Genomic DNA, 26,520 nt, shown 5'->3' on the forward strand with positions numbered 1-26,520 from the left:
CTTCAGGCTTCGGTTTTCAGGCTTCCGGGCGCGGCTCCAGCCGCGCCTTCACCACCAGCGGGTTGATGTAGGGATCGAGCCCCTTCATCGTCGCCGTCAGCGCGCCCCGCATCTGTTGCACGGTTTCGAGTCCGGCATCGATCATCGAGCGACGCATGTCGTCGTTGGCGAGCAGGTAGTTGACGCCCTTGGCGAGCATCTCCGTATCGCGCACGATCTTGGCGCTGCCGTTCTTGGCGAGCATCTGGTACGTCTCGCGGAAATTCTGAACGTTTCCGCCGGAAAGCACCGCGCAGCCGAGCATTGCCGGCTCGAGCGGGTTCTGGCCGCCCTCGGCGAATAGCGAACGTCCGACGAAAGCGACTTCCGTCAGCCTCAGATAGAGCCCCATCTCGCCGATCGTATCCCCGAGTAGAATGTCGACTTCAGGTGTGACCGGATCGCCGCGCGTGCGGCGCGCGACCTTCAACCCCTTCGCGACCAGGGCAGCCTCGATCGCGTCGCAACGCTCCGGATGGCGAGGAACGATGATCGTCAGCAGGCCGGTTCTCTCCTTCAGCGCCTGGTGGACCGTCCCGGCCGCATTCTCCTCACCCTCGAAGGTCGAGATCGCAGCCCAGGTCTTTCGCGCACCGATCTGCTGGCGGTATTCGCGCAGGTCCCGGGGATCGTGCGGCGGCGCCTCGTTGTCCACCTTGAGGTTGCCGGAGACGGTGACCGGGAGCGCACCGAGCGTGCGGAAACGCTCCGCATCGACATCGGACTGAGCGATGACGAGCGCGAGATTTTCGAAGAGAGCATCGGCAAGCGACGGCCGGCGCCTCCATCGGGCGAAGGTGCGGTCGGAAAGGCGGCCATTGACCAGAACCTGCGGAATATGGCGCCGGCCGAGCTCGATGATCGTCATCGGCCAGATTTCCGATTCTGCGATGATTGCCAGATCCGGCTGCCAATATTCCAGGAAACGGCTCACCGCCGGCTTGAAATCGAGCGGCACATACTGGTGCACGACGGCCGAGCCCAATCGCTCTGCGGCGACCCGCGCCGAGGTCGTCGTACCGGTGGTCAGCACCACGGCGATGCCGCGGCGGCGGATCTCCTTGATCAGCGGAGTGACTGCATTCGTCTCTCCGACACTGGCTGCGTGGAACCAGACGAGGGGGCCCTGGGGACGCGGCGCACTGGCATAGCCATAGCGTTCGCGCCGGCGTGCCGGGTCCTCCTTGCCCTTCGCCGCGCGGAGCGCAAGATAGGACCAGAAGAAGGGATAGACGGCCGTTCCGAGCCAGCGATAGCCGGAAAGTGCCAGCCTTGCGCGCAGGCTGCTCATGAACGCTTGCCCTCCGCCGCGTCCGACGCCGACGGCATTACTTCGCTTCCGGATCGAGCAGGCGATGCATGTGGACGATGAAGTAGCGCATATGCGCATTGTCGACGGTCATCTGGGCCTTGGCTTTCCAGGCGACATGCGCGCTCTCGTAGTCCGGGAAGATGCCGACGATATCCAGATTTTCGAGGTCGCGAAACTGCACGCCGGTTAGCGTCGCCAGTTCGCCGCCGAAGACGAGGTGCAGCCGTTGTTTTTTCTCGGAGTCGTGAGCCATCGAAGTTCCATCTGTGTTCTTATTGGTGTTGGGGTGGTTTGCGGCATTCGCCCCTAAAGGTCAATGGGGCTCAAGCGACCTGGAGGCGGCGAGCAATGCCGGCAGCGCGGTTCCCGAGGCGGCCCCCAGAACGCCGTGGATGACAGTCGGGCGGTTGTAGGACAGGGGCTCGCCATCGAGACCGCAAAGCGCCCCGCCGGCGCGCGAAAGGATGAGGTCGGCGGCCGCTAAATCCCAATCGTGCGAATTCCGCTTGACGATCGTACCGTCGATGCGGCCATCCGCGATCATCGCAAGACGATAGGCGAGCGACGGTACGTGCGACACGCGCATCATCGTGTTGCGATAGGGTAATGCCAGCCTGCCCATGACATCCTCGGCCGCCGCCACCTTCAGCACCGCGCCGGATTCCGCCTCCCGCACGGCAATCGCCTTGCCGTTCTTCCGCGCTTCGCCATCGCGGGTCGCCTGGAATATCTCGTTGAGGGAGGGCGCATAGAGGACGCCGGCCACAGGCTGGCCACGGTGGACCACGGCGACGCTGACGCACCAGAGATCCTTGCCGGCGATGAAGGCCCGGGTGCCGTCGATGGGATCGACGACAAAGACGGTCTCGCGGACGAGGCGGCTTTCGTCGTCGTCGGTCTCCTCCGAAAGCCAGCCATAGTCCGGCCGTGCAGCGAGCAGCCGCCCCTTGAGGATGTCGTTGGCGGCGAGGTCGGCCTCGCTCACCGGGGAACGGCCCTCATTTTTCCAGCGGACGTCCAGCGTCTTGCGGAAATAGCCGAGCGCAGTGTCGCCCGCCGCGACTGCAGCAGTAAGAATGAGTTCGAGGTCCTCGTCCCAGGCCGGGAGGATCGAAAAGGCTGTTTCTGACATGCAAATCCTTACACGCGGCGCTGTAGCACTTTGATCTGCTGCATGTTTTTGTCCTTTAATCGGATACGATTAAAGGAAACATGCAGTAGTGCAACGCGCCGCCCACATTCATGTTCCGGCGATGGTCATCCCTTCGACCGCAAGCGTCGGCGCGGCGATGCCGAACTTCCTGTCGATGTCGTCGGCCGGCGTCAGCGCCATGAACATCTGCTTGAGATTGGAGGCGATCGTGACCTCGGAAACGGGATAGAGGATTTCGCCGTTTTCGATCCAGAAGCCGGAGGCGCCGCGACTATATTCGCCCGTCACCATGTTGACACCCTGGCCGATGAGCTCGGTGACATAGAAGCCGGTGCCGACGCCGCGGATCAGGTCATCGCGCGAGATGGAGCCGGGCTCGAGGGCGAGATTGGTCGAGGCCGGGCTGACCGCCGGCCCGCCGCGAACGCCGCGCCCGTTGGTTTCGAGGCCGAGCTCCCTGGCTGCGGACGTGGACAGGAACCAATGGCGCAGCACGCCATCCTCGACCATCGACAGTTTCGAGCCGCTGACCCCCTCCCCGTCGAAAGGACGCGAGGAGGCGCCGCGGACGATCAACGGATCGTCGGTAACGGCAATGCCCGATTTCATGATCTGCTTGCCCATCATGTCGCGCAGGAAGCTCGTCTTGCGGGCAACCGACGCGCCGTTGATGGCTCCCGCCAGGTGTCCGACGAAGCCGCGTGCGACGCGCGGATCGAAAACCACCGTAACGTTCTTCTGCGTCGCGACGCGGCGGGGATTGACGCGGGCCGCCGCCCGCTCGCCGGCGACGCGGCCGATATCCTCGGCAGTGCGGAGCTCATCGAAATAGAGGCGGCTGTCGAAATCATAGTCGCGCTCCATTTTGGTGCCTTCGCCGGCGATCGCGCTGACGGAGCAGCCGAAACGGGTGGCCATATAGGAGCCGGAAAAACCATGAGACGTGACGAGCACGAGCCCGCCCATGCCGGCCGATGCGCCGGCCCCGCTGGAATTGGTGACGCCGGCGACCGAAAGCGCGGCCCCTTCGGCGGCGAGCGCCGCCTCCGTGAGTGCTTCGGTCGATACGTCGCGACTGTCGAAAAGTTCGAGATCCGGATAGGACTTCGCCAGGCGATCGGGGTCGGCGAGCGAAGCGTAAGGATCCTCGGGCGACGCCTTGGCCATCGCCACCGCACGCTCTGCCAGGACCTTCAAATCGAAGCCCGGATTGGCGGAAACGCTGGCGACGCGCCGCCCGACAAAGACCCTGAGCGAGAAATCGTCGCTCTCGGAAGCTTCCGTCGCCTCCACCTTGCCGAGCCGCACCGAAACGGAACGGGAGCGGCCACGCACCACCACGGCATCTGCGGCATCCGCGCCGGCGCGGCGGGCCTGATCGACAAGCTCGGCGGCGCGTTGCTCGAGGACGGCGGAATCGATCGTCTCAGACATGATTTTGGCCTTTCATTCCTGTCCCATTTATTGTGCACTGAAGCATGCATCAAGGGCATCATCGTGATTCCCGCCCCAGCAGCAAAATGATATCCGGCCGAACAAGCCCTCCCCCCACGGGCCCCCCCGGCCGTTATAGCGGAAGCACCGAGCATGGAAACGACAACGATAATCTATTCGCAGGCGCTCATGCTGCTTGCCGGCGCCGTGATCGCAGCGCCGCTGTTCAAGCGTCTCGGGCTCGGCACCATCCTCGGCTATCTCGCTGCCGGCATCCTGATCGGTCCCGTCGCCCAGCAAATCACGGAAGGCGAAGAGATCCTGCATGTCTCGGAACTTGGCGTCGTCTTCCTGCTGTTCATCATCGGCCTCGAGCTGAAACCGTCGCGGCTGTGGCAGATGCGGCGCGACATTTTCGGTCTCGGTACGGCGCAGGTCGTGATCACCGGCGCCGTTCTTTCGTTCCTGATCGCGTTCAGCGGTCTTCTCGAAGGCGCCGGCAGCATCGTCGCCGGGTTCGGCCTGGCGCTTTCTTCCACGGCCTTCGCCATGCAGATCCTGGAGGAAAACAACGATACCAACACGCGCTACGGCCAACGCGCCTTCTCCATTCTCCTGCTCCAGGACCTGGCGATCGTGCCTCTGCTTGCCATCATTCCGCTGATGGCGGCGCAAGCGCCGGAGGACACGACCACGCCGCTCGAGGATTTCGCGATCGCGATCGCCGCCGTGGCCGCGCTTTTCGCCGCCGGTCGTTATCTCCTCAATCCGCTCTTCCAGGTGATCGCGCGCACGGGGGCGCGCGACGTCATGATCGCAGCCGCGCTTCTCGTCGTCATGGGCGCGGCGACGATGATGCAGCTCGCCGGCCTTTCCATGGCGATGGGCGCCTTCCTTGCCGGCGTATTGCTGGCGGAATCGTCCTATCGCCACGAGCTGGAGGCCGACATCGAGCCTTTCCGCGGTATCCTCCAGGCGCTTTTCTTCATGGCGGTCGGCCTGTCGCTCGAGCTCCAGGTGGTGGCGGAGAACCTGCTGAGCATCATCATCGCGGTGCCCGTGCTGATGCTGGTGAAGAGTCTGGTCCTTTATGGACTGTGCCGGGCTACCGGCTCACGCCATAACGACGCCGTCCGCATCGGCCTGCTTCTGCCGCAGGGCGGCGAGTTCGGCTTCGTGCTCTTTACCGCCGCCGCTGCGGCCGGCGTCTTCTCGCAAGCCACCTCCTCGCTGCTCGTCGCAATCGTCACGCTCTCCATGGCGCTGACGCCGGTGGCTGCGATGCTCTCCAGGCGGCTGATGCACAAGCAGGACGAACTGGCCGAGGAAATCGAAGAGGATTTCGAAGGCGCCGGCGCCGGCGCCGACGTGCTGATGATCGGTTTTTCCCGCTTCGCCCAGATCGCTTCGCAGATCCTGCTCGCCGGGGGCCGCGACGTAACGATCATCGACCATTCCGCGGCGCGCGTGCGTCAGGCGGCCACATTCGGCTTCCGCATCTATTTCGGCGACGGAACACGCCTCGACGTCTTGAGGGCGGCCGGGATAGAGAAGGCGAAGATCGTCGCCGTATGCACGCAGAAAAAGGAGGTCACGGACAAGATCATCGATCTCGTCCATGCCGAATACCCGAATGCCCGCATCTTCGCGCGCTCCTACGACCGCCAGCACACGCTGGAACTGCGCGCGCGGGGGGTCGACTACGAATTGCGCGAGACGTTCGAGTCGGGTCTGCTTTTTGGCCGCAAGACGCTCGAGGCGCTCGGCGTGAACGGCGATGAAGCCATTGGCATCATGGACGATATCCGCCGCCGCGACGAGGCAAGGCTGGTGCTCCAGGAAGCGGAGGGCATCACCGCCGGCCGCGACATGCTGCATTCAAGGCCCGTCCGGCCGGAACCGCTGGTAAAGCCGAAGCGTGAAGTCACGCAGCCTGACGACGCTCTGGCGGATCTTGCCGACGAGACGCTGGAAAAGGCGGAGTGATCTCAGGGCCGACATGACCCCCAGGAAGTCCGCGTCACCACCCATTGACCGGCCCTGCTGCCGCATATGGACGTGCGTTCTGGATATCAATGCGCCATTCTGGTAGAATATAGATCGACAGGAACCAGGAAGCATCTGATGGCGCTGAGCATCAAGGACACTGAAACCGAGCAGCTTGCCCGCACACTTGCCCGGCGGACAGGGGAATCCATCACGCTTGCCACCAAGCGTGCCCTCGAAGAACGATTGCGCCGAACCGACACCGCTGCCCGGCGCGCGGCTCTTCTGGAGGATCTGGAAGCCATTCAACGCCGCTGGAATGCCATGCCCGTCCTCGACAGTCGCAGCTCCGATGACATTATCGGTTATGACGAGGATGGACTCCCCTCATAATGGTCATCGACACATCCGCCATTGCCGCGATTGCCTTCAATGAACAGGAGGCCGGAAGTTTCCGCGAAAAAATCGCGGACGACCCGGTTCGGCTCATCTCCGCGGCAACCGCTCTGGAAGCAGCCATGGTAATCGAAACCCGGTTAGGCGAAGCTGCCGGAGCGGAACTTGATCTTTGGCTTTACAAGGCAAACGTGGAGATTGTTGCGGTAACCGCCGAGCATATGGACCAGGCCCGCCGTGCCTGGCGCCGTTTCGGCAAAGGCCGTCATCCGGCCGGTTTGAATTTCGGTGATTGTTTTTCCTATGCCCTGGCCTTTCTGACAAATGAACCGCTTCTCTTCAAGGGAAGCGATTTCTCGCAAACCGATATCCCGGCGGCGTAACGCTCGCGCAGCTGGTCCCGCAGGAAGCGGAGGGCATCACCGCCGGCCAACAGTTCATTGGCCCCTCACCCTAGCCCTCTCCCCGTTCTGACGGAAAGAGAGGACGTGCCCGATGATACGACGACGGTCATCGTGGCGAAGGCAGTGCTGCGAGTCCCTTCGCCCCGCCTGCGGGGAGAAGGTGCCGGCAGGCGGATGAGGGGCAGCTGTGGAAGCTCGTGCCCGGCCTTATATCCCTTTCCTCCACCGATCGATGCGCTCTGCCAGCGCGCGCTTCACCTCGTCCTTGGTCCCGCAGGTGGCGGCAAGCAGTTCCTGGGCGCGCAGGAAATCGAGCACGCGGAACCGTCCGACATCGGGACGCAGGAGAATATCCGGTGCGCCGGCCTGCATCTTCATGGTGATGATCGACTGCATCATCAACTGGGTCGCGCCGAACAGGCTGTCGATACGGCTCGGGATCGTCTCGCCGTCGCCGTCCGGCCCGCCGACGACATCGACGGCGACGACGATATCTGCCAGTCCGCGCAGGTGATCGAAGGGGATCGGATTATAGATGCCGCCGTCGATCATCACGCGGCCGTCGATCTTCACCGGCATGAAGACCGCCGGCAGGGCGCAGGAGGCAGCGAGCGCCTTGTAGAGGTCGCCGCTTTCGCATACCCGCTCCGTCTGCCCGTAATAGTCCGTGACGATGATTTTAAGGGGGAGTGCCAGATCCGAGAAGCGGAGAGGCACCGCCTCGGGCAGGAAGGCCTTCAGCACGCGCTCTATATTGAACTGGCCGACGCGGAAACCGCTCGCCACAGCCTCGGCAAGACTGGTCGGCCTCAGTCGCCATAGGCGGTTGAGCACCTCCCCACGCCGGCCGACGGTCGAAAGCACGTGTTCGCGGATTTCCTTCCCGCTCATGCCAGCGGCCACGCCCGCGCCCATGAGGGCGCCGATCGACGAACCGGCCACGACTGCGGGGCGGAGCCCCATCTCATCGAGCGCCTCGATGACATGGATGTGGGCAAGTCCCCGCGCACCGCCTCCGCCGAGCGCAAGCGCGATGGTCGGCTCTCCCTCGCTACCCGCGGCTTTGCGTATCGTGGATAGGTTCTGCTCCATCGCCACCTCCGTCATCGGCCATCCTGCACGACGGGCAGGCCGAGATCACGCGGAATCTGAGCCGCTCCGGCCGACTTTGCGCCGATCTCAGGCGCCTCGGAAGCGCAAAAAATGCATCAGCGTGTCGCCGAAGGCGCGTTCATCGACCGATTCGAAACTTTCGGAAAACTGCGGCCGGACGTCCGCGCGCTCCTCCAGGATTGCAAGGGCACCCGGAACGAGCCAACCGCCGCGGGCGGCCGCGCTCAGAGCGCGTTCGCCGAGACCCTTGCCATAGGGCGGATCTGCGAACACCAGATGAAACGGCTCCATCGTCCCGACCGGCCCGAGATCTGTCGCGTCGCGGCGAAAGATCTTGGCCCGGCCCTGAAGGCCGAGCGCCTCGATATTGATGCGCAGCAGCCCGCGTCCCTCGACCCCTTGCTCGACGAAGAGAACCTGCCGGCAACCGCGCGATAGCGCCTCGAGCCCGACGGCCCCCGTGCCCGCGAAAAGATCGAGAACGCGCGTTCCGTCAAGCGCCTCCGGATAGGCGTGGCTCAGGATGTTGAACAGGCTCTCGCGCGTGCGGTCCGTGGTCGGGCGGATATCGTCCGATTTCGGCGCGGCCAGCGTGCGGCCGCGGAATTCTCCACCGACAATGCGCACGGCCGCCTACTTCCCCCTGCCCTGCGGCCCCTTGCCCGGCGGCTTGCCGCCACCCGGACGGCCGCCGGGCTTGCCGCCACCCGGACGGCCGCCGGGCTTGCCTTCAGCGGGTCTGCTGCCGGCGGGCTTTCCGGCACGCGGGCCGGACGAACGATGGGCGGCCGGCTTTCCCGAAGCCGGCTTTGCAGCCACCGGTTTTCCGCCGGCGCTCGCGCGTGGCCGGTCGCCGGCAAAGCTCTTCTTGCCTTCGCCACGCGGCGGCCGAGCGCTCTCCTTGCGTCCTTCGGACGAGGTGCGGTCGTCGGCCGGGCGGACCGCTCGCTCGCCATTGGGCCGGCGCGGCGGACGGTCGCCATGATCGCGGGATTTCCGCTCCGCGCTTTCGAGCGGGCGACGCCTCTCGAAGCCGCCGGCGCCCGCGGCGTCCTTGCGACCGGCGGATTTACCGGCCTTGCCCTGGCGTTCCGCATCGAAGCCGCCCGCTTTCGCGGCAGCGTCCTTCGGGCGGTCGCGGCGTTTACCTTCCGCAGGCGCGCGCCGCGCCGCCTTCGGCGACAGGTCGTCCTCCGCCGCCTTTGGCTTCTTCTCGACGGTCGGACGCGCACCCGGCGCCATCCAGACGTTGGAAGAGCGGTTACGCCGGACTGGCGGGCGCGCCGGACGCTCCTCCGGCTTCCCGCGGCTGCGGCCGCGTTCGCTCGGGCGACCATCGTCGCGGCGGGTATCGAGGCGGGCAAGAGCACGCTCGCGCTTGTCCTCGGCCTTCTCGCGCTTGCTGCCCCATTCCGCCTTGCCGTGATCGGCGGGCTCCGCTTCGGGCTCGGCAGCAGCCGGCTGGTCGTTATAGATCGGCGCGTCGAAATTCGCCTTGGAGTCGGCTATCAGCCGTGGCCCTAGCTGTTCGCGCAGCGTGCGGCCGCGTATTTCCTGAACCTGGCCGATCGGCAGCTCGCCGAGCTGGAACGGACCGTAGGAGATGCGGATCAGCCGGTTGACGTCGAGGCCGAGCGCGCCGAGGACATTCTTGATCTCACGGTTCTTGCCTTCCCGCAGGCCCATGGTGATCCAGACGTTCGAACCTTGCACCCGGTCCAGCGTCGCCTCGATCGCTCCGTAAAGGACGCCGTCTACCGCGATGCCCTCCTTCAGACGGTCGAGCGCCTCCTGATCGATTTCCCCGTGCGCCCGCACGCGGTAGCGGCGCAGCCAGCCGGTCGACGGCAGCTCGAGCACGCGCGCAAGCCCGCCGTCATTCGTCAAGAGCAGCAGGCCCTCGGTATTGATGTCGAGGCGACCGACCGACAGAACGCGCGGCAGTTCTTCGGGCAGGTTCTCGAAGACCGTCGGACGGCCTTCCGGATCGGCATTGGTCGTCACGAGGCCGCCCGGCTTGTGATAGAGCCAGAGACGCGTCCGTTCGATGCCGCGGATCGGATGGCCGTCGACCTCGATCCTGTCGGCGAGCGTCGCATTGACGACCGGCGTGTCGAGCACGACGCCATTGAGGCTCACCCGCCCTTCCATGATCATCCGCTCGACGTCGCGACGCGATGCGACGCCTGCGCGTGACAGGATCTTCGAAATGCGCTGCGGCTCGTCCGCACCGGTGGGCGCCGCCGGACCACTGCCGGCTGCCCGTGCCGCAGGCTTCTCGCTGCCGGAATGAGGTTTCTTGTCGCGACCCTTGGCCTTGCCGCCGGGCCTCGTGGGCTTGTCTTTGGATGTCATTTGTGTTGCCTGCCTTTTGCGGCTGTCCTATCAGGTCGTAGGCCGTGGGTTAAGAGGAAATTGTCGAACGAACAATGGCAGAAACGGCGCGCTTCATGCAGGCGGCCCTTCAGGAGGCCCGAAAAGCGGCGGCACGCGGCGAAGTGCCGATCGGCGCCGTCATCGTGCTCGACGGCAAGATGATCGCCGCTGCAGGAAACCGCACCCGCGAACTCAACGACATCACCGCCCATGCGGAGATCGAGGCCATCCGCCACGCCGCGGCGGCCGTCGGCGACGAGCGTCTTTCGGGAGCCGACCTCTATGTCACTCTCGAGCCCTGCACCATGTGTGCGGCCGCGATCTCCTTCGCTCGCATCCGCCGCCTCTATTATGGCGCGGAGGATCCGAAAGGCGGCGCGGTCGACAACGGCGTCAGGTTCTATGCTTCTCCCACCTGCCACCACGTGCCGGATGTCTATTCCGGTCTTGCCGAGCGGGAGGCCGCCGACATTCTGCGCGAATTCTTCGCCGGCCGGCGTTAAAAGCACTTCGGGGTAGCGTTTTCCCCGGGAGCGCGTGAAGTGTCAGTCCGCTGCGAACGCTTCCAGCCCCTTGCCGGCGAGCCGGTAACGCGTCCATTCCGACATGGGCTCCGCCCCGACGGCCTCATAGACGCGGATGGCGGGCTCGTTCCAGTCAAGCACGCTCCATTCGAAGCGGCCGCAGCCTTCCGCGACTGCCGTCCGCGCCAGGTGCTTCAGGAGCGCCTTGCCGGCGCCCGAGCCCCTAAACTCCGGCGAGACGTAAAGATCCTCCAGGTAAAGCCCCTTGCGCGCCTGCCAGGTGGAATAGCTGAAGAACCAGATGGCAAAGCCCGCGGGCTTGCCGTCGGCCTCGCAGATCACGGCGCGCGCGACGGCATCGGCTCCGAAGAGCGACTCGTGCACGCGCTCGACGGTCGCCTCGACCTCGTGCGGCGCCTTTTCATAAGTTGCGAGTTCCGTAATGAAACGGAGGATCGTCGCAGCGTCACCGGGAACGGCATCGCGAATGCTGATAGCCATGGCTTAGGACCAATTCCAAAACTTGGATGCGAGCGGAACCGCGCGCACTTTCTCATTCCGCTCTAAAACGGCCAGTACCACTTGCTTCCGGAGTTCTTGATCTGCGCCTCCTTCTTGCGGCGGCGCTCCTTGTCCTTCTCCGGTTCCCCGAGATCGACTTCGGAGCCCTCCGGCAGTCGACGGTATTCGAGCGGCGGGTCGCTCAGGAAGCGGCGCTTGTCCGAGTAGGCGCCCTGCTCGATCTTGCGCGCCTGGCGATAGGCCTCCTGCTGCTCCTTGGCGGAAAGGCGGCGGCCGTTGGCATTCGCTTTTGCCAGCGGCGAGACGTAGTTGGGATCGTTCTTGTTGGCGTCCGCCTCGTCGCGCAGACGCGCGCGCGTCTCTTCGGGAGACTCGACCCAGGCCGGGTTGGCCTCGCGGCTTGCAAGCGACTGCTGCGGCTCGACAAGAGCGGTCTGCTGCTGTTGCGGCGGCAGCACCAAACCGGGGCGCGGCTGATACTTGACCGGATCCTTCTTCGCGGGAGCGAGGCTGACCGCGCTGCCGAGATCGTCGAGCAAATGCTCGCCAGCCGTCTTGTCCGTGCCATAGGTCGGGCCGCCGATGCAGCCGGAAAGCACCAGGCCTCCCGCCAGGATGGCGGCAATGCCGGCGGCCACTCGCAACTCTCGCGTCATTCCCATGAGATTCCTTCCAGCCGGCCGCGTCTCACATGATGCGGCCATTCAGCGCCCCATGGCGGAAAAAACCGCCAAATTTCGGGCAGGTTTTACCGGATGAAGAGCCTGAGTGCAATTCACCCGGTAAACCGATCGATTACGGCTTGAAGCCGAGCTCCCGCAGGGCAGCCGCGTCGCGCGCGGAGACGTCCGGATAGAGCGGATCGGAGCCGACATCGGTGGTGATTCGCCAGGAGCGGGCGCATTTGCGGCCCTCGGCGAGTTTCGGTACGACGCTGACTTTGGCGACGTCCGGCAGCCTGAACGCATCCTCCGGGCCATCGCCGCCGTCGACTTCGATTGCCGAGGTGATGCAGATCTCGGCGAAGTCCTGGCCGTTGAGCGCCTGGAGCAGATCCGGATCGGCGACATGGACGGCCGGCGCCGCCTCCAGCGAAGAGCCGATGCGCTTTTCCTTGCGCTCGATCTCGAGCGCGCCGGTCACCACCTTGCGGACTTCGCGGATCTTCCGCCATTTCTCGGCCAGCGCGTCGTTGCGCCATTCCGCCGGGACCGTTGGGAACTGTTCGAGATGGACGGAGACGGCTTGCGGGTTGCGCGAAAGCCAGGCCTCCTCGGCGGTGAAGGGCAGCATGGGTGCAAGCCAGGTCACCAGGCAATCGAAAAGCGTGCGGATGACCTGCAGGGCCGCGCGGCGGCGCAGCGACGACGGTGCGTCGCAATAAAGCGCATCCTTGCGGATATCGAAATAGAAAGCCGAGAGTTCGACATTCGAGAAATCGATGAGCGCCCGGGCAATCCTCTTGAAGTCGAAGGCATCGTAACCTTCGCGCACCAGCCGGTCGAGTTCGGCAAGGCGATGCAGCATCAGCCGTTCGAGCTCCGGCATGTCGGAAAGCGCTACGACCTCGCCCTTGTCGTGGGCGAGCGTGCCGAGCATCCAGCGGATCGTGTTGCGCAGCTTGCGGTATGCGTCGATGTTCGTCTGGATGATGGTCTTGCCGAGGCGCTGGTCTTCCCAATAGTCCGTCGTCATGACCCAGAGGCGCAGGATGTCGGCGCCGGCATCCTTCATCACCTCCTGGGGCGTGACGGTATTGCCCTTCGACTTCGACATCTTCTCGCCCTTCTCATCCATGGTGAAGCCATGGGTGATGACGGCGTTGTAGGGCGCGCGGCCGCGCGTCGCGCAGCTTTCGAGCAGCGAGGAATGGAACCAGCCGCGGTGCTGGTCGGACCCTTCGAGATAGACGTCGGCCGGCCATTTCAGGTCCGGACGGTCCTCGAGCGTGAAGGTGTGGGTCGACCCGGAATCGAACCATACGTCCAGGATGTCCGTGACCTGGTGCCAGCGGGCATGATCGTGGTCGTTGCCGAGGAAGCGCTCTTTCGCGCCTTCTGCGAACCAAGCGTCCGCTCCTTCCTTCTCGAAGGCGTCGAGGATGCGGGCATTGACCTCGTCGTCCACGAGGATTTCGCCCTCATCGTCGGCGAAGATCGCGATCGGCACACCCCAGGCGCGCTGGCGCGAAAGCACCCAGTCGGGGCGCTGCTCGATCATCGCCCGGAGACGGTTCTGGCCGGCGCCGGGCACGAAACGGGTTTCGTCGATCGCGTTCAACGCGCGCGAGCGCAGCGTCGTGCCGTCGCCGAAATCCTTGTCCATGGTGACGAACCATTGCGGCGTGTTGCGGAAGATGACCGGTTTCTTCGACCGCCAGGAATGCGGATAGGAATGCTTCAACCGGCCGCGCGCGAAGAGCGCGTGGCGGCCGATCAGAGCCTTGATGACGCGCTCATTGGCGTCACCCTTCTTGCCCTTGTCGTCGATGACGCGGCCGGCGCCGCCTTCCGCATCCGGACCGAAACCGGGGGCGTCGGCGGTGAAATAGCCGGCATCGTCGACCGGAAACGGGATGGTGGACGAGATGCCGCGTTCCTCGAGGAGACGCACATTGTCCATCCAGGCCTCGAAGTCTTCGCGACCATGGCTCGGCGCCGTGTGGACGAAGCCGGTGCCGGCATCGTCGGTGACGTGCTCGCCGTCAAGGAGCGGCACGCTGAAAGCGTAGCCTCCGCCCAGGCCATGGAGCGGGTGGGCGCAGGTGATCGCCGCCAGTTCGCCCGCTTCGATATCGCGCACGAAATTGAACGTGACCTTCGCCTTGGCCGCCGACTCGTCCGCCAGCCGCTTGGCGAAGATCAGCTTCTCGCCCGGCTGCGGGCCGTAGTCGTTCTCGGCGGTCGCGACCTCATAGAGCCCATAGGCGTATCGCGACGAATAGGCGATCGCGCGGTTGCCGGGGATCGTCCAGGGGGTCGTCGTCCAGATGACGACAAAGGCGCCGGCAAGCGCTTCGGGCCCCTCGGTCACCGGGAACTTCACCCAGATCATGTCGCTTTCGACGTCGGCATATTCGACCTCGGCCTCGGCAAGTGCGGTCCGCTCGACGACGGACCACATGACCGGCTTCGAGCCGCGATAGAGCTGACCGGATCTGGCGATCTTCATCAGCTCGCCGGCGATGCGCGCTTCCGCGTGGAAGTTCATCGTGGTGTAGGGGTTTTCGAAGTCGCCCTCGATGCCGAGGCGCTTGAACTCCTCGGTCTGGATCCCGATCCAGCCGCTGGCGAATTCACGGCATTCCTTACGGAACTCGTTGACCGGTACCTCGTCCTTGTTCTTGCCTTTCTCGCGATACTTCTCCTCGATCTTCCATTCGATCGGAAGACCGTGGCAGTCCCAGCCCGGCACGTAATTGGCGTCGAAACCGCGCATCTGGAACGAGCGGTTGATCACATCCTTGAGGATCTTGTTCAGCGCGTGGCCGATATGGATGTTGCCGTTGGCATAGGGCGGGCCGTCGTGCAGGACGAACTTCTCGCGGCCGGCAGCGGACGCGCGGAGCTTTTTGTAAAGCTCCATCTTCTGCCAGCGGGCGACGGTCTCCGGCTCCTTCTGCGGCAGGCCGGCCCGCATCGGAAAGTCCGTCTGCGGCAGGTAGAGAGTGGAAGAATAGTCGATCTTTTCAGCGGTCTCGGTCATGGTTTTCGCATTCGTCTTTTCCGCGCGGGGCAGTCACGCAGGCGGAAGGGTTCGGTAATCTCGAAGATGAATGGGGGCGTTGAAACGCCGAAATCCCGGACCTTCCGGCGCAGACTAGAGCGCGCGGAAAGCCGGGCCAATAATTCGCTGATCGATGATCACTCGATGGATCCGGGTCATGTGGCCGGTTCTTTAAGGCGTTTTCCGCCTTTTGAAAAGGTCCGCCGGCCGCACATGCCCGAATTCTTTGACGTATCGGGTGGCACAGGGCCCTGGCGCCGCTCAGGCGAAATTGAGCCTGCGGTCGATCCCGCTCAGGGGCTGGACGCCCGCAAGCAGCGCGCGCGCCTCGCTCTCGTCCTTGCGCATCTGGACCATCAATGGCTCCAGACCGTCGAACTTGAGTTCGTCGCGCAATCGGCCGAAGAAGGATACGGCGCAGATCTCGCCGTAGAGATCCGCGGAGAAATCGAAAACGAAGGTCTCCAGCAGGGCTTCGCCGTCGCTGTCGACGGTCGGGCGACGGCCGAAGCTTGCGACACCGTCATGGAGCGACCCGTCCGCCCTGCGGAAACGCACCGCATAGATGCCGCTTTTCAGCTCCGCCTCTGGCGGCAGGCGCATGTTCGCGGTCGGATAGCCGAGCGTGCGGCCGAGCTTCTTGCCGTCGATGACTTCGGCTTCGACCGTATAGCGATAGCCAAGCAGCCCGGCCGCGTGCGGAACGTCGCCGTCGGCGAGCAGGGAGCGAATGAAACTCGAGGAAATCACGGCGGCGTTTTCGTCGCGGAAGGCATCCACGAGCGTCACGCCGAATCCCTCGCGCTCCCCGGCCGCCATCAGGAAGGCCGGCCCGCCTTCCCGCCCCTTGCCGAAATGGAAATCGAAACCGGTGACGACATGGGAGGCGTGCAGCCATTCGCGCAGGATGCTATGAATGAAGTCGGAGGCCGAAAGCTCCGAAAAGCTCCGGTCGAAGGGATATTCGATGACGGCCCCAAAGCCCATTCCCTCGAGGATGCGGGCTTTCAGCGGTGCCGGGGTGAGGCGGAATACCGGCGTGTCGGGCCGGAACACGGTACGCGGATGCGGCTCGAAGGTGAGCACGAGCGCCGGAACGGCCCGCTTCACGGCCTCCTCCAGCGCGCGGTTCAGCACCGACTGATGGCCGCGGTGCACGCCGTCGAAATTGCCGATCGCGACCACACCGCCGCGAAGATGTTCGGGCAGCGGATCGCGGGTCTCGTTGCGGTGAAAAACGGTCATGCCGATCGTCCCGTCATGCCAGCCGCGGCATCCACCATTTCGGCTGGGCCCCATTCTGCCTCAGAAAGGCCATGAGCCTTGCTTCGTCGGTCCGGCTTTCGTGCATGTATTCTTGCGCATGGATGCCCGCGCTGATGTAGAGCAGGTCGAAGCCGGCATCCTGTGCGCCCTTGACGTCGGTCGGCATCCCGTCGCCGATGGCGATGACGCGCGAAAGGTCGAAGGCACCCCTGGCGGCCTTGGCCTCCGCGAGAGCGGCGCGATAGATCGCGATATAGGGCTTGCCGGCAATGCGGGCCTCGCCGCCGAGCTCTTCATAGAGTTTGGCGATGGCACCGGCACAGGGGATGAGCCTATGTCCGCGCTCCACGACAAGATCGGGGTTGGCGCAGATGAACGGTATTTTCCGCTTGGCGAGCCCCGTCAGCGTCGCGCGGTAGTGCTCGGGCGTCTCGGTCTCGTCATCGTAGAAGCCGGCGCAGACGATTGTCTCGGCCTCGTCGGCGGATACGATCTCGGTGCCGAGCCCTTCAAGCAGCGGCAGATCCCGGTCCGCCCCGATAAAGAAGATGCGTTTGTCGGCCGCCGCAATCAGCGCCTGCGTCACGTCCCCGGAAGTGACGATACGGTCATAGGCTTCGTCGGGGACGCCGAGGCCGCGGATCTGCACCGTGACGCCCGGATGCGGCCGGGGTGAATTGGTGATGAGAACGACGGTGAGCCCCTGGGCGCGCGCCTCGGCCAGCGCTTCGCAGGCGGATGCAAAGGCTTGAATGCCGTTGTGAAGCACACCCCAGACGTCGCAAAGGACAACGTCGTAGCGACCGGCGATTTCCCGAAAACTGTTGATCCTGACGGCCATGCTGGCTTCCTGCAAACTCGGCTTTCCGGCTGACATCGCAAGGAAGGGGCAAGAATACAAGCCTTACGCCGAGAAAAACGCGGCACTTCCCAAGGATTTTAAAGCAATTCCGGGAAGCGGCGCGTTGAAGCTCCGGTCGGTTTTGTCGGCGCGCATGCCGATGCGCTTGAATTCCTCGAGTGCCGACTGCGCGGCCTATTGCATGTTTCCTTTGGCAGGAAACGGATCCTGCAGTCTCGCCTCTTCCAGGGATGTGGTAATCAAACAAGCCGCGGCGGGAAGGCGGGCGCGGCTTCCACGGCTGTCCCTCCGTTCATGGCCTTTTCCCCTTTCCGCCATGCGATACCCAGTCGTGCTTTTCCTGCGTCGCATCACGCGCCCAGCGATAGAGCGCATCATAGATCGTCATCCCCGCCTCGAGCTGTTCGAGATCATCGGCATACATGCGCGATAGGCCGAGTGAAACGGCAAGCAGCCCCGCCGCCTCCGGTTCCAGTTCGCGCCTGTCCGTGTCGGCGCCGCGGACGATACGGGCGACGTGCTCCAGCGCGGGGAACGAGAGACCGAATTCCTTGACCATCGTGTCGAAGGTGCATTCCTCGCCGCGATGACTCCAGAAGACGCCCTCGATGTCGAACGGCGTCGCACCGAAGCGCTCGCCGACCGCCTCGACCTCCGCCGGCGTGACATAAAGAAACCGGGCACGCGGGTCGACGAAGCGCCGGATCAGCCAGGGGCAGGCTATGCGGTCGATCTTCGGCCGCGATCGGGTCACCCAGACGGATCCCCCCGAAGGGTCTGCATTCGGAAGGCTTGCGACCGGAACGAGCGGCAGTCCCGCGGCCCGCCACGCTTCGATACCGCCGTCGAGTATCTCCGCAGCCGCGCCTGCATGACGCAGCCATGCGGCGGCACCCTCGCTGAGTTTGCCGCCGTGCTTGCAGAGCACGACAACCCAGCCGCCGCGGTATTCCTCGGCCCATTGCGGCACGTGAACATGGCCGCGATGGAAGGAGCCCGGCACGAGATGATGATCGGCTGCGAAGTCGTCGTCATCGCGCACATCGATGACGACGGGCGCCTTGGGAGTACCAACGAGACGAGCGAGTTTTTCGGATGAGATGGAGTTGAACGATGCCATGATACGACGTCCTTTAGATCGTTAGCGGACGCGAAATTCCGGCATGGCGCCTCGTGAGGTATTCGCTTACCCCATGGCACTCATCAAACAAAAGTGCGGCCGGTCTGTCAACGATCATGGCCGGCAAAAAATCTCGGAGCCTATCCTTGACTCATTTCACGGCCAGCCTTATCTCGGCTGGCGCTAGCACTCGCTTGATATGAGTGCTAACACCCATCTGGCGGGTCCATCCGTGACCCGCAGTGTCATTTGATCGAGGGATTAGACAATGGCAAGCACCAATTTCCGTCCGCTGCACGACCGCGTTGTCGTCCGCCGCGTCGAGTCTGAAGAAAAGACCAAGGGCGGCATCATCATTCCGGACACCGCTAAGGAAAAGCCGCAGGAAGGCGAAATCGTGGCTGTCGGTTCGGGTGCCCGTGACGAAAGCGGCAAGGTTGTTCCGCTCGACGTGAAGGCTGGCGACCGCATCCTGTTCGGCAAGTGGTCCGGCACCGAAGTCAAGATCAACGGCGAAGACCTTCTGATCATGAAGGAAGCCGACATCATGGGTGTCATCGGCTGATCGCCGGCAACCCTTCAAACTTCCGCAATTTGAAACCGGACCAGTTCCGGAATTTCGAAACCAGGAGCTTTCAAAATGGCAGCTAAAGAAGTCAAGTTCGGCCGCAGCGCGCGCGAAAAGATGCTGCGCGGCGTCGACATCCTCGCCGACGCAGTCAAGGTGACGCTCGGCCCGAAGGGCCGCAACGTCGTTATCGACAAGTCGTTCGGCGCGCCGCGCATCACCAAGGACGGCGTTTCGGTCGCCAAGGAGATCGAACTCGAAGACAAGTTCGAGAACATGGGCGCCCAGATGGTCCGCGAAGTCGCTTCGAAGACCAACGACATTGCCGGTGACGGCACGACGACTGCAACCGTTCTCGCCCAGGCGATCGTTCGCGAAGGCGCGAAGGCCGTTGCCGCCGGCATGAACCCGATGGACCTGAAGCGCGGTATCGACCTGGCTGTCGCCGAAGTCGTCAAGGACCTGCTCGCCAAGGCCAAGAAGATCAACACCTCGGACGAAGTCGCCCAGGTCGGCACGATCTCGGCAAACGGCGAAAAGCAGATCGGTCTCGACATTGCGGAAGCGATGCAGAAGGTCGGCAACGAAGGCGTCATCACGGTTGAAGAAGCCAAGACCGCCGAGACCGAGCTGGAAGTCGTCGAAGGCATGCAGTTCGACCGCGGCTACCTGTCGCCCTACTTCGTCACCAACCCGGAAAAGATGGTCGCCGACCTCGAAGACGCTTTCATTCTCCTGCACGAGAAGAAGCTCTCCAACCTCCAGGCGATGCTCCCGGTTCTCGAAGCCGTCGTGCAGACCGGCAAGCCGCTCCTCATCATCGCTGAAGACGTCGAAGGCGAAGCACTCGCAACGCTCGTCGTCAACAAGCTGCGTGGCGGCCTGAAGATCGCTGCCGTCAAGGCCCCGGGCTTCGGCGACCGCCGCAAGGCCATGCTCGAAGACATCGCCATCCTGACGGGCGGCACGGTGATCTCGGAAGACCTCGGCATCAAACTCGAAAGCGTCACGCTCGACATGCTCGGCCGCGCTAAGAAGGTTTCGATCACCAAGGAAAACACGACGATCGTCGACGGCGCCGGCCAGAAGTCCGACATCGAAGGCCGCGTCGCTCAGATCAAGGCCCAGATCGAAGAAACCACCTCCGACTACGACCGTGAGAAGCTGCAGGAGCGCCTTGCCAAGCTCGCCGGCGGCGTCGCTGTCATCCGCGTCGGCGGTGCGACGGAAGTCGAAGTGAAGGAAAAGAAGGACCGCATCGACGACGCCCTCAACGCGACGCGCGCTGCCGTTCAGGAAGGCATCGTACCGGGCGGCGGCGTTGCCCTGCTGCGTTCTTCCGTCAAGATCACCGTCAAGGGTGAGAACGACGATCAGGACGCCGGCGTCAACATCGTTCGCCGCGCTCTGCAGTCTCCGGCCCGTCAGATCGTTGAAAACGCTGGCGACGAAGCCTCCATCGTTGTCGGCAAGATCCTCGAGAAGAACACCGACGACTTCGGCTACAACGCTCAGACCGGCGAGTATGGCGACATGATCGCCATGGGCATCATCGACCCGGTCAAGGTCGTTCGCACCGCGCTTCAGGACGCAGCCTCGGTTGCTTCGCTGCTCATCACCACCGAAGCCATGATCGCCGAACTGCCGAAGAAGGACGCTCCGGCAATGCCTGGCGGCATGGGCGGAATGGGTGGAATGGACATGATGTGATAAGGCGACAGCCTTAGCACGATCCATCCGGATCTGAAGGGCGGCTCTCGAGCCGCCCTTTTTGTTTTAACGCCGCCGGCCACGAAGCAGAGATCGCGAAGGCCGCCAGCGGTTTCCATGTTCGGCGCTTACCGCTTCCATTTGGTTTCCGTAGGTCTTATTGCTCCGGCCCCCGCCACAATCCGCGGAAATATAAGTTGGCTGCTACGTCTGGCCCTCGGGAGGGGCCGTTGCCGCGGAGAAATCCGGCTGGCTCTCGCTTCCAGTTATGCAGTCTGCCGACGGGATCGTTCGGGATAGGTGAAGGTCAAGCCGCTTGTCGTCTCCCCCTTGTGGGGGAGAATATTTGCGGCGGGCTCTCGCTTCCGCTTCTGCGTTCTGCCCGTGGCATCGTTTGTGCATGTGAAGTCAAGACCGCTTGTCTGCCCCAAGGCAATGGTCCCGCGAGAGGATCAGATGGTATATGCCCTAGTTGCAGCGCAGACGGCGGCATCGCGGCTACTATACAAGCAATGCCTTCAGGTCGACCTGCGGATCCGCGAGCAGCAAACGGTCCGGCGTGGCCCCCGCCTCGAGAAGCTTCTTCCCCGTCACATACGCCTTGGCGTCGTTGATCGCATCGACCGCGATCAGTTTGCCCTGGCGGAAATACCAGACCGAGACGCTGCCCTGGCGCTGGCCCTGGCGGACGAGCGTTTCGTCGTGGCCGAGGCCGAAGCCGGCGATCTGCAGTTTGACGTCGTACTGGTCGGACCAGAACCATGGCTTCGGGTCGTAGGGATCGGTGCTGCCCGCAAGAACCGCGGCAACCGCTTCCGCCTGATCGACGGCATTCTGCACGGATTCGAGGCGGATGCGCATGCCGTCCCACGGCAGGACGGCGCAGTCGCCCATGGCGACGATCGTTGGATCGGAGGTCCGGCCATGGCTGTCGACGACAATGCCATTTGCGGTTTCGATGCCGGCTTCGTGCGCCAGCGCATCATTCGCCGCCACGCCGATGCCGACGATCACGATGTCGACGGGAATGACGGAGCCGTCGGAGAGTTCCGCCGCCGTCACGCGGCCGTTGTCGCCGATCAGACGATGGAGCCCGGTGCGCTCACGTATGTCGACGCCGTGAGAGCGGTGGATTTCGCGGACGATCGCCGAGGTGGCGGCGGAGGCGACGCGCTGAAGGATCCGATCGGCCATTTCGATGACCGTGACCTCAAGCCCCGAAGTCCGGGCAACCGCCGCAGCCTCGAGGCCGATATAGCCGCCACCGACGACCAGCACCCGCCGGCCGGGCTGCATCTCCTCTGCCAGCCGGTCGGCATCCCGGAAATCGCGCACGACGAAAACGCCCGCGAGATCGCCGCCCACCGCAGCCGGCAGCCGGCGCGGCGTGGCGCCGGTCGCGAAGGCAAGCGTCTCATAGGTGAGCATCGAGCCGTCGCTCAGCGCTACCTGCTTTGCGAGACGATCGACCCGCGTCACCGTCGTGGAAAGGCGAATGTCGATCTCGTGCTCCGCATACCAGGCCTCCGGCCGGTAAAGCAGGCGATCGAGGGTCATTTCGCGCAACAGGTATTTCTTGGAGAGCGGCGGCCGCTGGTAGGGCAGGCTCGCTTCGGCGGCGACGACGGTGATCGGACGCATGTCCTTGAGGGCGCGAAGCTTGGCGACCAAAGCGAATGCGGCTTGACCGCCACCGACAACAACAAGTCTTCCCGACACCTGCTCCACCTCAATCGTCTCTGCTCATCGCTATCCTCCCGGCCGGCGTCCGGTCAATCTCCGGCCGGAAGGCTCCGCGCTCTTGATCTACTCCTTGCGCGGGATCTCCATGCCCTTCTGGGCCGCAGGGCGTGCCAGGCCGCGATCCACCCAGTCCATGACATTCGGGAAGCTCTTATAGTCGAGCACCTCGGCGCCACCATAGAACTTCCGCGCCCCTTCCACCCAGGGATAGGTCGCGATGTCGGCGATGGTGTATTCCTCCCCCATCAGCCATTGACGGCCCTCGAGCCGCGCTTCGAGGACGCCGAGAAGACGCTTCGCTTCGTCGCGATAGCGTTGAACGGGATAGGGGTTGTTGGCGACCTTGTCGGCGGCAAATTTGAAGAAATGGCCGAACTGCCCGAACATCGGTCCGATGCCGCCCATCTGGAACATGACCCAGCACAGCGTCTCGTAGCGGCGGGCCGCGTCCGCCGGAAGGAGTTTGCCGGTCTTTTCCGCAAGATAGATCAGGATCGCGCCGGATTCGAACAGGCCGATCGGCTTTCCGTCCGGTCCGTTCGGATCGATGATCGCCGGAATGCGGCCGTTCGGATTGAGCGACAGGAATTCGGGCGACTTCTGCTCGTTGGTATCGAAGGAAATGCGGTGCGCCTCATAGGCCAGGCCCAGTTCTTCGAGGGCAATCGAGACCTTCACGCCATTCGGCGTCGGAAGCGAATAGAGCTGGATGATATCGGGATTTTTCGCCGGCCAGCGAGCCGTGATCGGAAACGAGGAAAGATCAGCCATGACGGATGCCTCTAGGTGGGAAATCGAAAGGGTGTCTGCCGCCCCAACATAGGGAGCGCCGGTTGCATTTGTCAGGGTCGAAGGCAAATTTGCCGGCCTTCACCTTCGCCGTCCTCGCGCTCAGAGCACGGCCCGCACGGCAGCAACGATCCGGTCGATCACGGGATTACCCTCGTGGGTGGCCTTGCGCGCCCGCACCAGGCAGGCCTCGGAGCGCAGGATCACGCCGTCCGAAAGGATCTTCAGATGGTTGGCCTTGAGCGTCGAGCCCGTCGAGGTGATGTCGACGATGATGTCGGCTGAGCCGGATGCCGGCGCGCCTTCGGTCGCTCCCAGGCTCTCGACGATGCGGTAGAGCTGGATGCCGTGGCTGCCCGAGAAGAAATGCTGCGTCAGACGCCAGTATTTGGTGGCGATCGCAAGCCGCCGGCCGTGACGCGCGCGGAAGTCCGCGGCGACATCGCCGAGGTCGGCCATGGTGTCGACGTCATACCAGATCTCGGGAACCGCGACGACCACATCGGCGTGACCGAAGCCGAGCCGGGCGGCGAAGTCGACACGGGCATCGGCGTCCGCCAGGCCTTCGCGCACGAGGTCCTCGCCCGTGACGCCGAAATCGACCGCGCCGCTGCCGATCTCACGGGCGATTTCCGAGGCCGACAAATAGGCGATCTCGACGTCGTTCCATCCTTCAACGCGGCCCCGATAGGACCGGTCGCTGCCGACCGCCGCAATCTTCATCCCGGCGCGTTCGAAGATCGCCGAGGCCTCATCTTTCATTCGCCCCTTGGAGGGCAGCGCAATGGTGACGGTCATTCCGCCCTCCCCGCAGCGATCGCCTGTTCTATCCGGTCGAGCCAGAGGGAAAAGCCGACGGCCGGAATATGCTCGCGGGCGCCGAGCAAGGTTAGGAGGCGGTCGAACCGGCCGCCGCCGGCGAGCACCGCCGGCGTGCCTTCGACCCCGATTTCGAAGACGAGCCCGGTGTAGTAATCAAGCGGCCGTCCGAAGGCGGCGCGGTAGCGCATCAGACCGGGATCGGCGCCGGCCCTTGCAAGCGCGGCCACGCGCGCGTCGAAAAGCGCCAGCGCATCATCGATCTTCAGGCGCGCCTTGCCGGCGAAGCGGTGGAGCGCCGCCGGAGCATCGGCGAGCGGCAGATCGAGAGCCAGGAAGGCGCGCATGACGCCGAGCGCTGCCTTGTCCAGCCGGGTGGCGGCGAGTTCGACCTTTTCCTTCAGGCGCCGCGCTATGTCGCGGGGCGAGCGGCCCGCATTGGTCGAATAGCCGGTCGCCTTCATCGTTTCGCCGATATGGGCGACGAGCCGTTCTTCGTCCTCGAGCATGCCGAGCGCCGCGACGCGCTCGACGTCGTGACCGAAGACGCCGGGCGACTTCGGATCGGCGAGCGCCGCCAGGAGCCGTTCCAACTGCTTTTGATCGCCGAAGGCATGGATGAGGCGCTTCTGCCAGCCCCCGGGCAGGCCGCAGGCTGCAATCACCGCTTCGAACACCGACTGGTCGCCGAGCGTCACTTCCAGCCGCTCGCCCGGCAATCGGTTGGCGAGGACGAACATCGCGTCGCCGACCACGCGGGCGTCGGCAGCGGCCGTATCCGGATCGCCAAGGTCTTCGATGCCCGCCTGATAGAATTCGCTCGATCCTTCGCGGCGCTGCCGGAACACCTCGCCCAGATAGGCGTAGCGCTGCGGCGTGCCGGTTGCGGTCTCGATATGCCGGAGGCAGACGGGAATGGTGAACTCGGGGCGCAGGCAAAGGCTCTCGCCGGTCTCGCTCTCGGTCATGAAGATGCGCCGGCGCAGATCTTCGCCGGCCATATCGAGGAAAGGCTCCGCCGGCTGGATGACCGGCGTATCGACGCGCAGCGTGTTCCGGCGCTCGAAGTCCGCAAGGAGGTCGCCGGCAAAGGCGGGAAGGTTGATCAGAGGCATTGCGGTCAGCCCGCCCTTTTCCGGTCCTCGGCCTGTTCCGCCAGAATTTGGCGTACCTTCGCGACGAGTTCGCCTTCCGGAACGGAAACCTGCGCGACACGCGCCTCGCGCCAGGCGACATTATCCTCGATCTCGCCCGAGAGCCGCTTGCCTTCGATCAGGTCCTTGATCTGCACGACGCCGGAGGCGCGCTCGTCACCCCCCTGGATCACGGCGATCGGCGATCCCCGACGGTCGGCATATTTGAGCTGATCGCCGAAGTTCTTCTTGTTGCCCTGGTACATTTCGGCGCGGATCCCGGCATGGCGAAGATCCTGCACGAAGCGCTGGTAGCGCCCCATGCTTTCGATATCGCGATCCATCACGCAAACGACAACCGGAGCGGTGACCTGTTCGGCGCCCAGCTTGCCGAGATTCTTGAGTGCGGTCATCAGCCGCGAAACGCCGATCGAGAAGCCGGTCGCCGGCACCGGCTGTCCCATGAAGCGCGACACGAGGCCGTCGTAGCGGCCGCCGCCGCCGACGGAGCCGAAGACGACCTTCTCGCCCTTTTCATTGGTGACGGCGAACTGCAACTCCGCTTCGAAGACCGGGCCGGTATAATATTCGAGGCCGCGCACCACCGACGGGTCGATCTTGATGCGGTCCGCCTCGTAGCCGGCGCTGAGTACGAGACCGCGGATCGTGTTCAACTCGTTGACGCCCTCGGCGCCGCGAGCCGTTCCGGCGACGAGCGCCGCCAGTTCGTCCGCGCTCCTGGCATAGTCGGTGATCCCAACGAAGAACAGGATTTTGCCGATCTGCTCCTCGTTGAGCCCGGCGCCCTTGGTGAAGTCGCCGCTCTCGTCCTTGCGCCCTTCGCCCAGCAACAGCCGCACGCCTTCCGGACCGAACTTGTCGAGCTTGTCGATGGCGCGCAGCACCGTCAGCCGCGTATTCGTCTGCTCGACTCCGCCGAGACCGATCGCCTCCAGGACGCCGTCGAGGACCTTGCGGTTGTTGACGCGGATCACGTAATCGCCGCGGGCAATGCCGAGCGCCTCCATCGTGTCGGCCATCATCATGCACATTTCGGCATCGGCCTGCACGCCGGCGGCACCGACCGTGTCGGCATCGAACTGCATGAACTGGCGGAAGCGGCCCGGGCCCGGCTTCTCGTTGCGGAAAACGTAACCGGCGCGATAGGTACGATAGGGAAGCTGGATTTCGTTGAAATTCTCGGCCACGTGACGTGCGAGAGGCGCGGTCAGATCGTAGCGCAGGCTCAGCCACTGGTCGTCGTCGTCGGTCAGCGAAAAGACGCCTTCATTCGGCCGGTCGCTGTCGGGCAGGAACTTGCCGAGCGCGTCGGTATATTCGAAAAGCGGCGTTTCCACCGGATCGAAGCCGTAGCGTTCATAGACCTCGCGGATTTTCGCGATCATCTCGTCGACGGCGCGAATGTCCGCGGCCGACCGGTCGACGAAGCCGCGCGGCAGGCGTGCCCTGAGCTTCTGCGTTTTCTTCTGTTTTTCATTCATTGAAAGCATTCCGGACTTCAAGC

At 64.2% G+C, this 26,520-nt stretch carries 24 protein-coding genes; 6 read left to right on the top strand and 18 right to left on the bottom strand.

Annotated features, from left to right (window positions below; genetic code table 11):
• Window positions 1–16: 16 nt before the first annotated feature.
• The 4 genes from waaA to M1D34_RS11615 form a co-directional block, all read right to left on the bottom strand.
• Window positions 17–1,330 carry a lipid IV(A) 3-deoxy-D-manno-octulosonic acid transferase gene (gene waaA / locus M1D34_RS11600; RefSeq protein ID WP_003533683.1) on the bottom strand — a complete coding sequence of 438 codons (1,314 nt, stop codon included), beginning with the start codon at window positions 1,328–1,330 and terminating at the stop codon, window positions 17–19.
• 37 nt (window positions 1,331–1,367) lie between these two features.
• Window positions 1,368–1,604, bottom strand: a complete 237-nt coding sequence (locus M1D34_RS11605; RefSeq protein ID WP_003533684.1) for a DUF4170 domain-containing protein — start codon at window positions 1,602–1,604, stop codon at window positions 1,368–1,370.
• Window positions 1,605–1,664: 60 nt separating this feature from the next.
• Window positions 1,665–2,483: a 3'(2'),5'-bisphosphate nucleotidase CysQ gene (locus M1D34_RS11610; RefSeq protein ID WP_498779128.1), complete on the bottom strand. Its 819-nt coding sequence runs from the start codon at window positions 2,481–2,483 to the stop codon at window positions 1,665–1,667.
• Window positions 2,484–2,591: 108 nt separating this feature from the next.
• Complete coding sequence (locus M1D34_RS11615) at window positions 2,592–3,938, bottom strand: TldD/PmbA family protein (protein ID WP_027989724.1); 1,347 nt, start codon at window positions 3,936–3,938, stop codon at window positions 2,592–2,594.
• A 153-nt stretch (window positions 3,939–4,091) separates the two neighbouring features.
• Here M1D34_RS11615 and M1D34_RS11620 point away from each other — a divergent pair, with 153 nt between their 5' ends.
• The 3 genes from M1D34_RS11620 to M1D34_RS11630 all read left to right on the top strand — a co-directional run bounded on the left by M1D34_RS11620 (window position 4,092) and on the right by M1D34_RS11630 (window position 6,703).
• Complete coding sequence (locus M1D34_RS11620) at window positions 4,092–5,924, top strand: monovalent cation:proton antiporter-2 (CPA2) family protein (RefSeq protein ID WP_498779130.1); 1,833 nt, start codon at window positions 4,092–4,094, stop codon at window positions 5,922–5,924.
• A 138-nt stretch (window positions 5,925–6,062) separates the two neighbouring features.
• Complete coding sequence (locus M1D34_RS11625) at window positions 6,063–6,317, top strand: type II toxin-antitoxin system VapB family antitoxin (RefSeq protein ID WP_003533689.1); 255 nt, start codon at window positions 6,063–6,065, stop codon at window positions 6,315–6,317.
• Window positions 6,317–6,703 (top strand): type II toxin-antitoxin system VapC family toxin, encoded by a 387-nt coding sequence (locus M1D34_RS11630; RefSeq protein WP_003533691.1) that lies wholly within the window; start codon window positions 6,317–6,319, stop codon window positions 6,701–6,703. Before M1D34_RS11625 ends, M1D34_RS11630 begins: the two co-directional genes overlap by 1 nt.
• Before the next feature lie 228 nt (window positions 6,704–6,931).
• Here M1D34_RS11630 and M1D34_RS11635 read toward each other — a convergent pair whose 3' ends face one another.
• The 3 genes from M1D34_RS11635 to M1D34_RS11645 form a co-directional block, all read right to left on the bottom strand.
• Window positions 6,932–7,831, bottom strand: a complete 900-nt coding sequence (locus tag M1D34_RS11635) for a patatin-like phospholipase family protein (RefSeq protein WP_003533692.1) — start codon at window positions 7,829–7,831, stop codon at window positions 6,932–6,934.
• Between the two features lie 72 nt (window positions 7,832–7,903).
• Window positions 7,904–8,464: a 16S rRNA (guanine(966)-N(2))-methyltransferase RsmD gene (gene rsmD, locus M1D34_RS11640; protein WP_498779132.1), complete on the bottom strand. Its 561-nt coding sequence runs from the start codon at window positions 8,462–8,464 to the stop codon at window positions 7,904–7,906.
• 6 nt (window positions 8,465–8,470) lie between these two features.
• Complete coding sequence (locus tag M1D34_RS11645) at window positions 8,471–10,192, bottom strand: pseudouridine synthase (RefSeq protein WP_498779134.1); 1,722 nt, start codon at window positions 10,190–10,192, stop codon at window positions 8,471–8,473.
• Between the two features lie 74 nt (window positions 10,193–10,266).
• Between M1D34_RS11645 and M1D34_RS11650 the strand changes: the two genes are divergently transcribed.
• Window positions 10,267–10,716: a nucleoside deaminase gene (locus M1D34_RS11650; RefSeq protein ID WP_127541659.1), complete on the top strand. Its 450-nt coding sequence runs from the start codon at window positions 10,267–10,269 to the stop codon at window positions 10,714–10,716.
• Between the two features lie 42 nt (window positions 10,717–10,758).
• Here M1D34_RS11650 and M1D34_RS11655 read toward each other — a convergent pair whose 3' ends face one another.
• The 6 genes from M1D34_RS11655 to M1D34_RS11680 all read right to left on the bottom strand — a co-directional run bounded on the left by M1D34_RS11655 (window position 10,759) and on the right by M1D34_RS11680 (window position 18,233).
• Entirely contained in the window at window positions 10,759–11,238 is a 480-nt protein-coding gene (locus M1D34_RS11655) for a GNAT family N-acetyltransferase (RefSeq protein ID WP_028010254.1), read from the bottom strand.
• A gap of 62 nt (window positions 11,239–11,300) precedes the next feature.
• A complete protein-coding gene (locus tag M1D34_RS11660) occupies window positions 11,301–11,921 on the bottom strand; it encodes a hypothetical protein (RefSeq protein ID WP_003537309.1) in 621 nt (206 codons plus the stop codon).
• 133 nt (window positions 11,922–12,054) lie between these two features.
• Complete coding sequence (ileS, locus tag M1D34_RS11665) at window positions 12,055–14,964, bottom strand: isoleucine--tRNA ligase (protein ID WP_127638807.1); 2,910 nt, start codon at window positions 14,962–14,964, stop codon at window positions 12,055–12,057.
• Between the two features lie 282 nt (window positions 14,965–15,246).
• The gene (locus M1D34_RS11670) at window positions 15,247–16,230 is read right to left on the bottom strand and encodes a bifunctional riboflavin kinase/FAD synthetase (RefSeq protein ID WP_010968827.1); all 984 of its coding nucleotides are present in this window, start codon (window positions 16,228–16,230) and stop codon (window positions 15,247–15,249) included.
• Between the two features lie 13 nt (window positions 16,231–16,243).
• Window positions 16,244–17,092: a TIGR01459 family HAD-type hydrolase gene (locus tag M1D34_RS11675; protein WP_003537315.1), complete on the bottom strand. Its 849-nt coding sequence runs from the start codon at window positions 17,090–17,092 to the stop codon at window positions 16,244–16,246.
• A 313-nt stretch (window positions 17,093–17,405) separates the two neighbouring features.
• Window positions 17,406–18,233, bottom strand: a complete 828-nt coding sequence (locus M1D34_RS11680) for a chromate resistance protein ChrB domain-containing protein (protein WP_003537317.1) — start codon at window positions 18,231–18,233, stop codon at window positions 17,406–17,408.
• 268 nt (window positions 18,234–18,501) lie between these two features.
• On the opposite strand from M1D34_RS11680, the gene groES reads away from it, so the two are divergent.
• The gene (gene groES / locus M1D34_RS11685) at window positions 18,502–18,798 is read left to right on the top strand and encodes a co-chaperone GroES (protein ID WP_010968824.1); all 297 of its coding nucleotides are present in this window, start codon (window positions 18,502–18,504) and stop codon (window positions 18,796–18,798) included.
• A gap of 75 nt (window positions 18,799–18,873) precedes the next feature.
• The gene (gene groL / locus M1D34_RS11690) at window positions 18,874–20,511 is read left to right on the top strand and encodes a chaperonin GroEL (protein ID WP_010968823.1); all 1,638 of its coding nucleotides are present in this window, start codon (window positions 18,874–18,876) and stop codon (window positions 20,509–20,511) included.
• Between the two features lie 501 nt (window positions 20,512–21,012).
• Here the strand turns inward: groL and M1D34_RS11695 are convergent.
• The 5 genes from M1D34_RS11695 to hisS all read right to left on the bottom strand — a co-directional run bounded on the left by M1D34_RS11695 (window position 21,013) and on the right by hisS (window position 26,497).
• Entirely contained in the window at window positions 21,013–22,230 is a 1,218-nt protein-coding gene (locus M1D34_RS11695) for an NAD(P)/FAD-dependent oxidoreductase (protein ID WP_028010437.1), read from the bottom strand.
• A gap of 87 nt (window positions 22,231–22,317) precedes the next feature.
• Entirely contained in the window at window positions 22,318–23,025 is a 708-nt protein-coding gene (locus tag M1D34_RS11700) for a glutathione binding-like protein (protein ID WP_026029796.1), read from the bottom strand.
• Window positions 23,026–23,145: 120 nt separating this feature from the next.
• Window positions 23,146–23,841, bottom strand: a complete 696-nt coding sequence (hisG, locus tag M1D34_RS11705) for an ATP phosphoribosyltransferase (RefSeq protein WP_498779141.1) — start codon at window positions 23,839–23,841, stop codon at window positions 23,146–23,148.
• Window positions 23,838–24,977: an ATP phosphoribosyltransferase regulatory subunit gene (locus M1D34_RS11710; RefSeq protein WP_498779142.1), complete on the bottom strand. Its 1,140-nt coding sequence runs from the start codon at window positions 24,975–24,977 to the stop codon at window positions 23,838–23,840. Before M1D34_RS11710 ends, hisG begins: the two co-directional genes overlap by 4 nt.
• 5 nt (window positions 24,978–24,982) lie before the next feature.
• On the bottom strand, window positions 24,983–26,497 hold the full coding sequence (gene hisS, locus M1D34_RS11715; protein ID WP_010968817.1) for a histidine--tRNA ligase: 1,515 nt from the start codon (window positions 26,495–26,497) through the stop codon (window positions 24,983–24,985).
• Between the last annotated feature and the right edge of the window lie 23 nt (window positions 26,498–26,520).

This window comes from Ensifer sp. D2-11, assembly GCF_054161295.1.

Coding starts and splice junctions, on each gene's coding strand:
- waaA (WP_003533683.1), bottom strand. CDS start 1,330: ATGAGCAGCCTGCGCGCAAGGCTGGCACTTTCCGGCTATCGCTGGCTC.
- M1D34_RS11605 (WP_003533684.1), bottom strand. CDS start 1,604: ATGGCTCACGACTCCGAGAAAAAACAACGGCTGCACCTCGTCTTCGGC.
- M1D34_RS11610 (WP_498779128.1), bottom strand. CDS start 2,483: ATGTCAGAAACAGCCTTTTCGATCCTCCCGGCCTGGGACGAGGACCTC.
- M1D34_RS11615 (WP_027989724.1), bottom strand. CDS start 3,938: ATGTCTGAGACGATCGATTCCGCCGTCCTCGAGCAACGCGCCGCCGAG.
- M1D34_RS11620 (WP_498779130.1), top strand. CDS start 4,092: ATGGAAACGACAACGATAATCTATTCGCAGGCGCTCATGCTGCTTGCC.
- M1D34_RS11625 (WP_003533689.1), top strand. CDS start 6,063: ATGGCGCTGAGCATCAAGGACACTGAAACCGAGCAGCTTGCCCGCACA.
- M1D34_RS11630 (WP_003533691.1), top strand. CDS start 6,317: ATGGTCATCGACACATCCGCCATTGCCGCGATTGCCTTCAATGAACAG.
- M1D34_RS11635 (WP_003533692.1), bottom strand. CDS start 7,831: ATGACGGAGGTGGCGATGGAGCAGAACCTATCCACGATACGCAAAGCC.
- M1D34_RS11645 (WP_498779134.1), bottom strand. CDS start 10,192: ATGACATCCAAAGACAAGCCCACGAGGCCCGGCGGCAAGGCCAAGGGT.
- M1D34_RS11650 (WP_127541659.1), top strand. CDS start 10,267: ATGGCAGAAACGGCGCGCTTCATGCAGGCGGCCCTTCAGGAGGCCCGA.
- M1D34_RS11655 (WP_028010254.1), bottom strand. CDS start 11,238: ATGGCTATCAGCATTCGCGATGCCGTTCCCGGTGACGCTGCGACGATC.
- M1D34_RS11660 (WP_003537309.1), bottom strand. CDS start 11,921: ATGGGAATGACGCGAGAGTTGCGAGTGGCCGCCGGCATTGCCGCCATC.
- ileS (WP_127638807.1), bottom strand. CDS start 14,964: ATGACCGAGACCGCTGAAAAGATCGACTATTCTTCCACTCTCTACCTG.
- M1D34_RS11670 (WP_010968827.1), bottom strand. CDS start 16,230: ATGACCGTTTTTCACCGCAACGAGACCCGCGATCCGCTGCCCGAACAT.
- M1D34_RS11675 (WP_003537315.1), bottom strand. CDS start 17,092: ATGGCCGTCAGGATCAACAGTTTTCGGGAAATCGCCGGTCGCTACGAC.
- M1D34_RS11680 (WP_003537317.1), bottom strand. CDS start 18,233: ATGGCATCGTTCAACTCCATCTCATCCGAAAAACTCGCTCGTCTCGTT.
- groES (WP_010968824.1), top strand. CDS start 18,502: ATGGCAAGCACCAATTTCCGTCCGCTGCACGACCGCGTTGTCGTCCGC.
- groL (WP_010968823.1), top strand. CDS start 18,874: ATGGCAGCTAAAGAAGTCAAGTTCGGCCGCAGCGCGCGCGAAAAGATG.
- M1D34_RS11700 (WP_026029796.1), bottom strand. CDS start 23,025: ATGGCTGATCTTTCCTCGTTTCCGATCACGGCTCGCTGGCCGGCGAAA.
- hisG (WP_498779141.1), bottom strand. CDS start 23,841: ATGACCGTCACCATTGCGCTGCCCTCCAAGGGGCGAATGAAAGATGAG.
- M1D34_RS11710 (WP_498779142.1), bottom strand. CDS start 24,977: ATGCCTCTGATCAACCTTCCCGCCTTTGCCGGCGACCTCCTTGCGGAC.
- hisS (WP_010968817.1), bottom strand. CDS start 26,497: ATGAATGAAAAACAGAAGAAAACGCAGAAGCTCAGGGCACGCCTGCCG.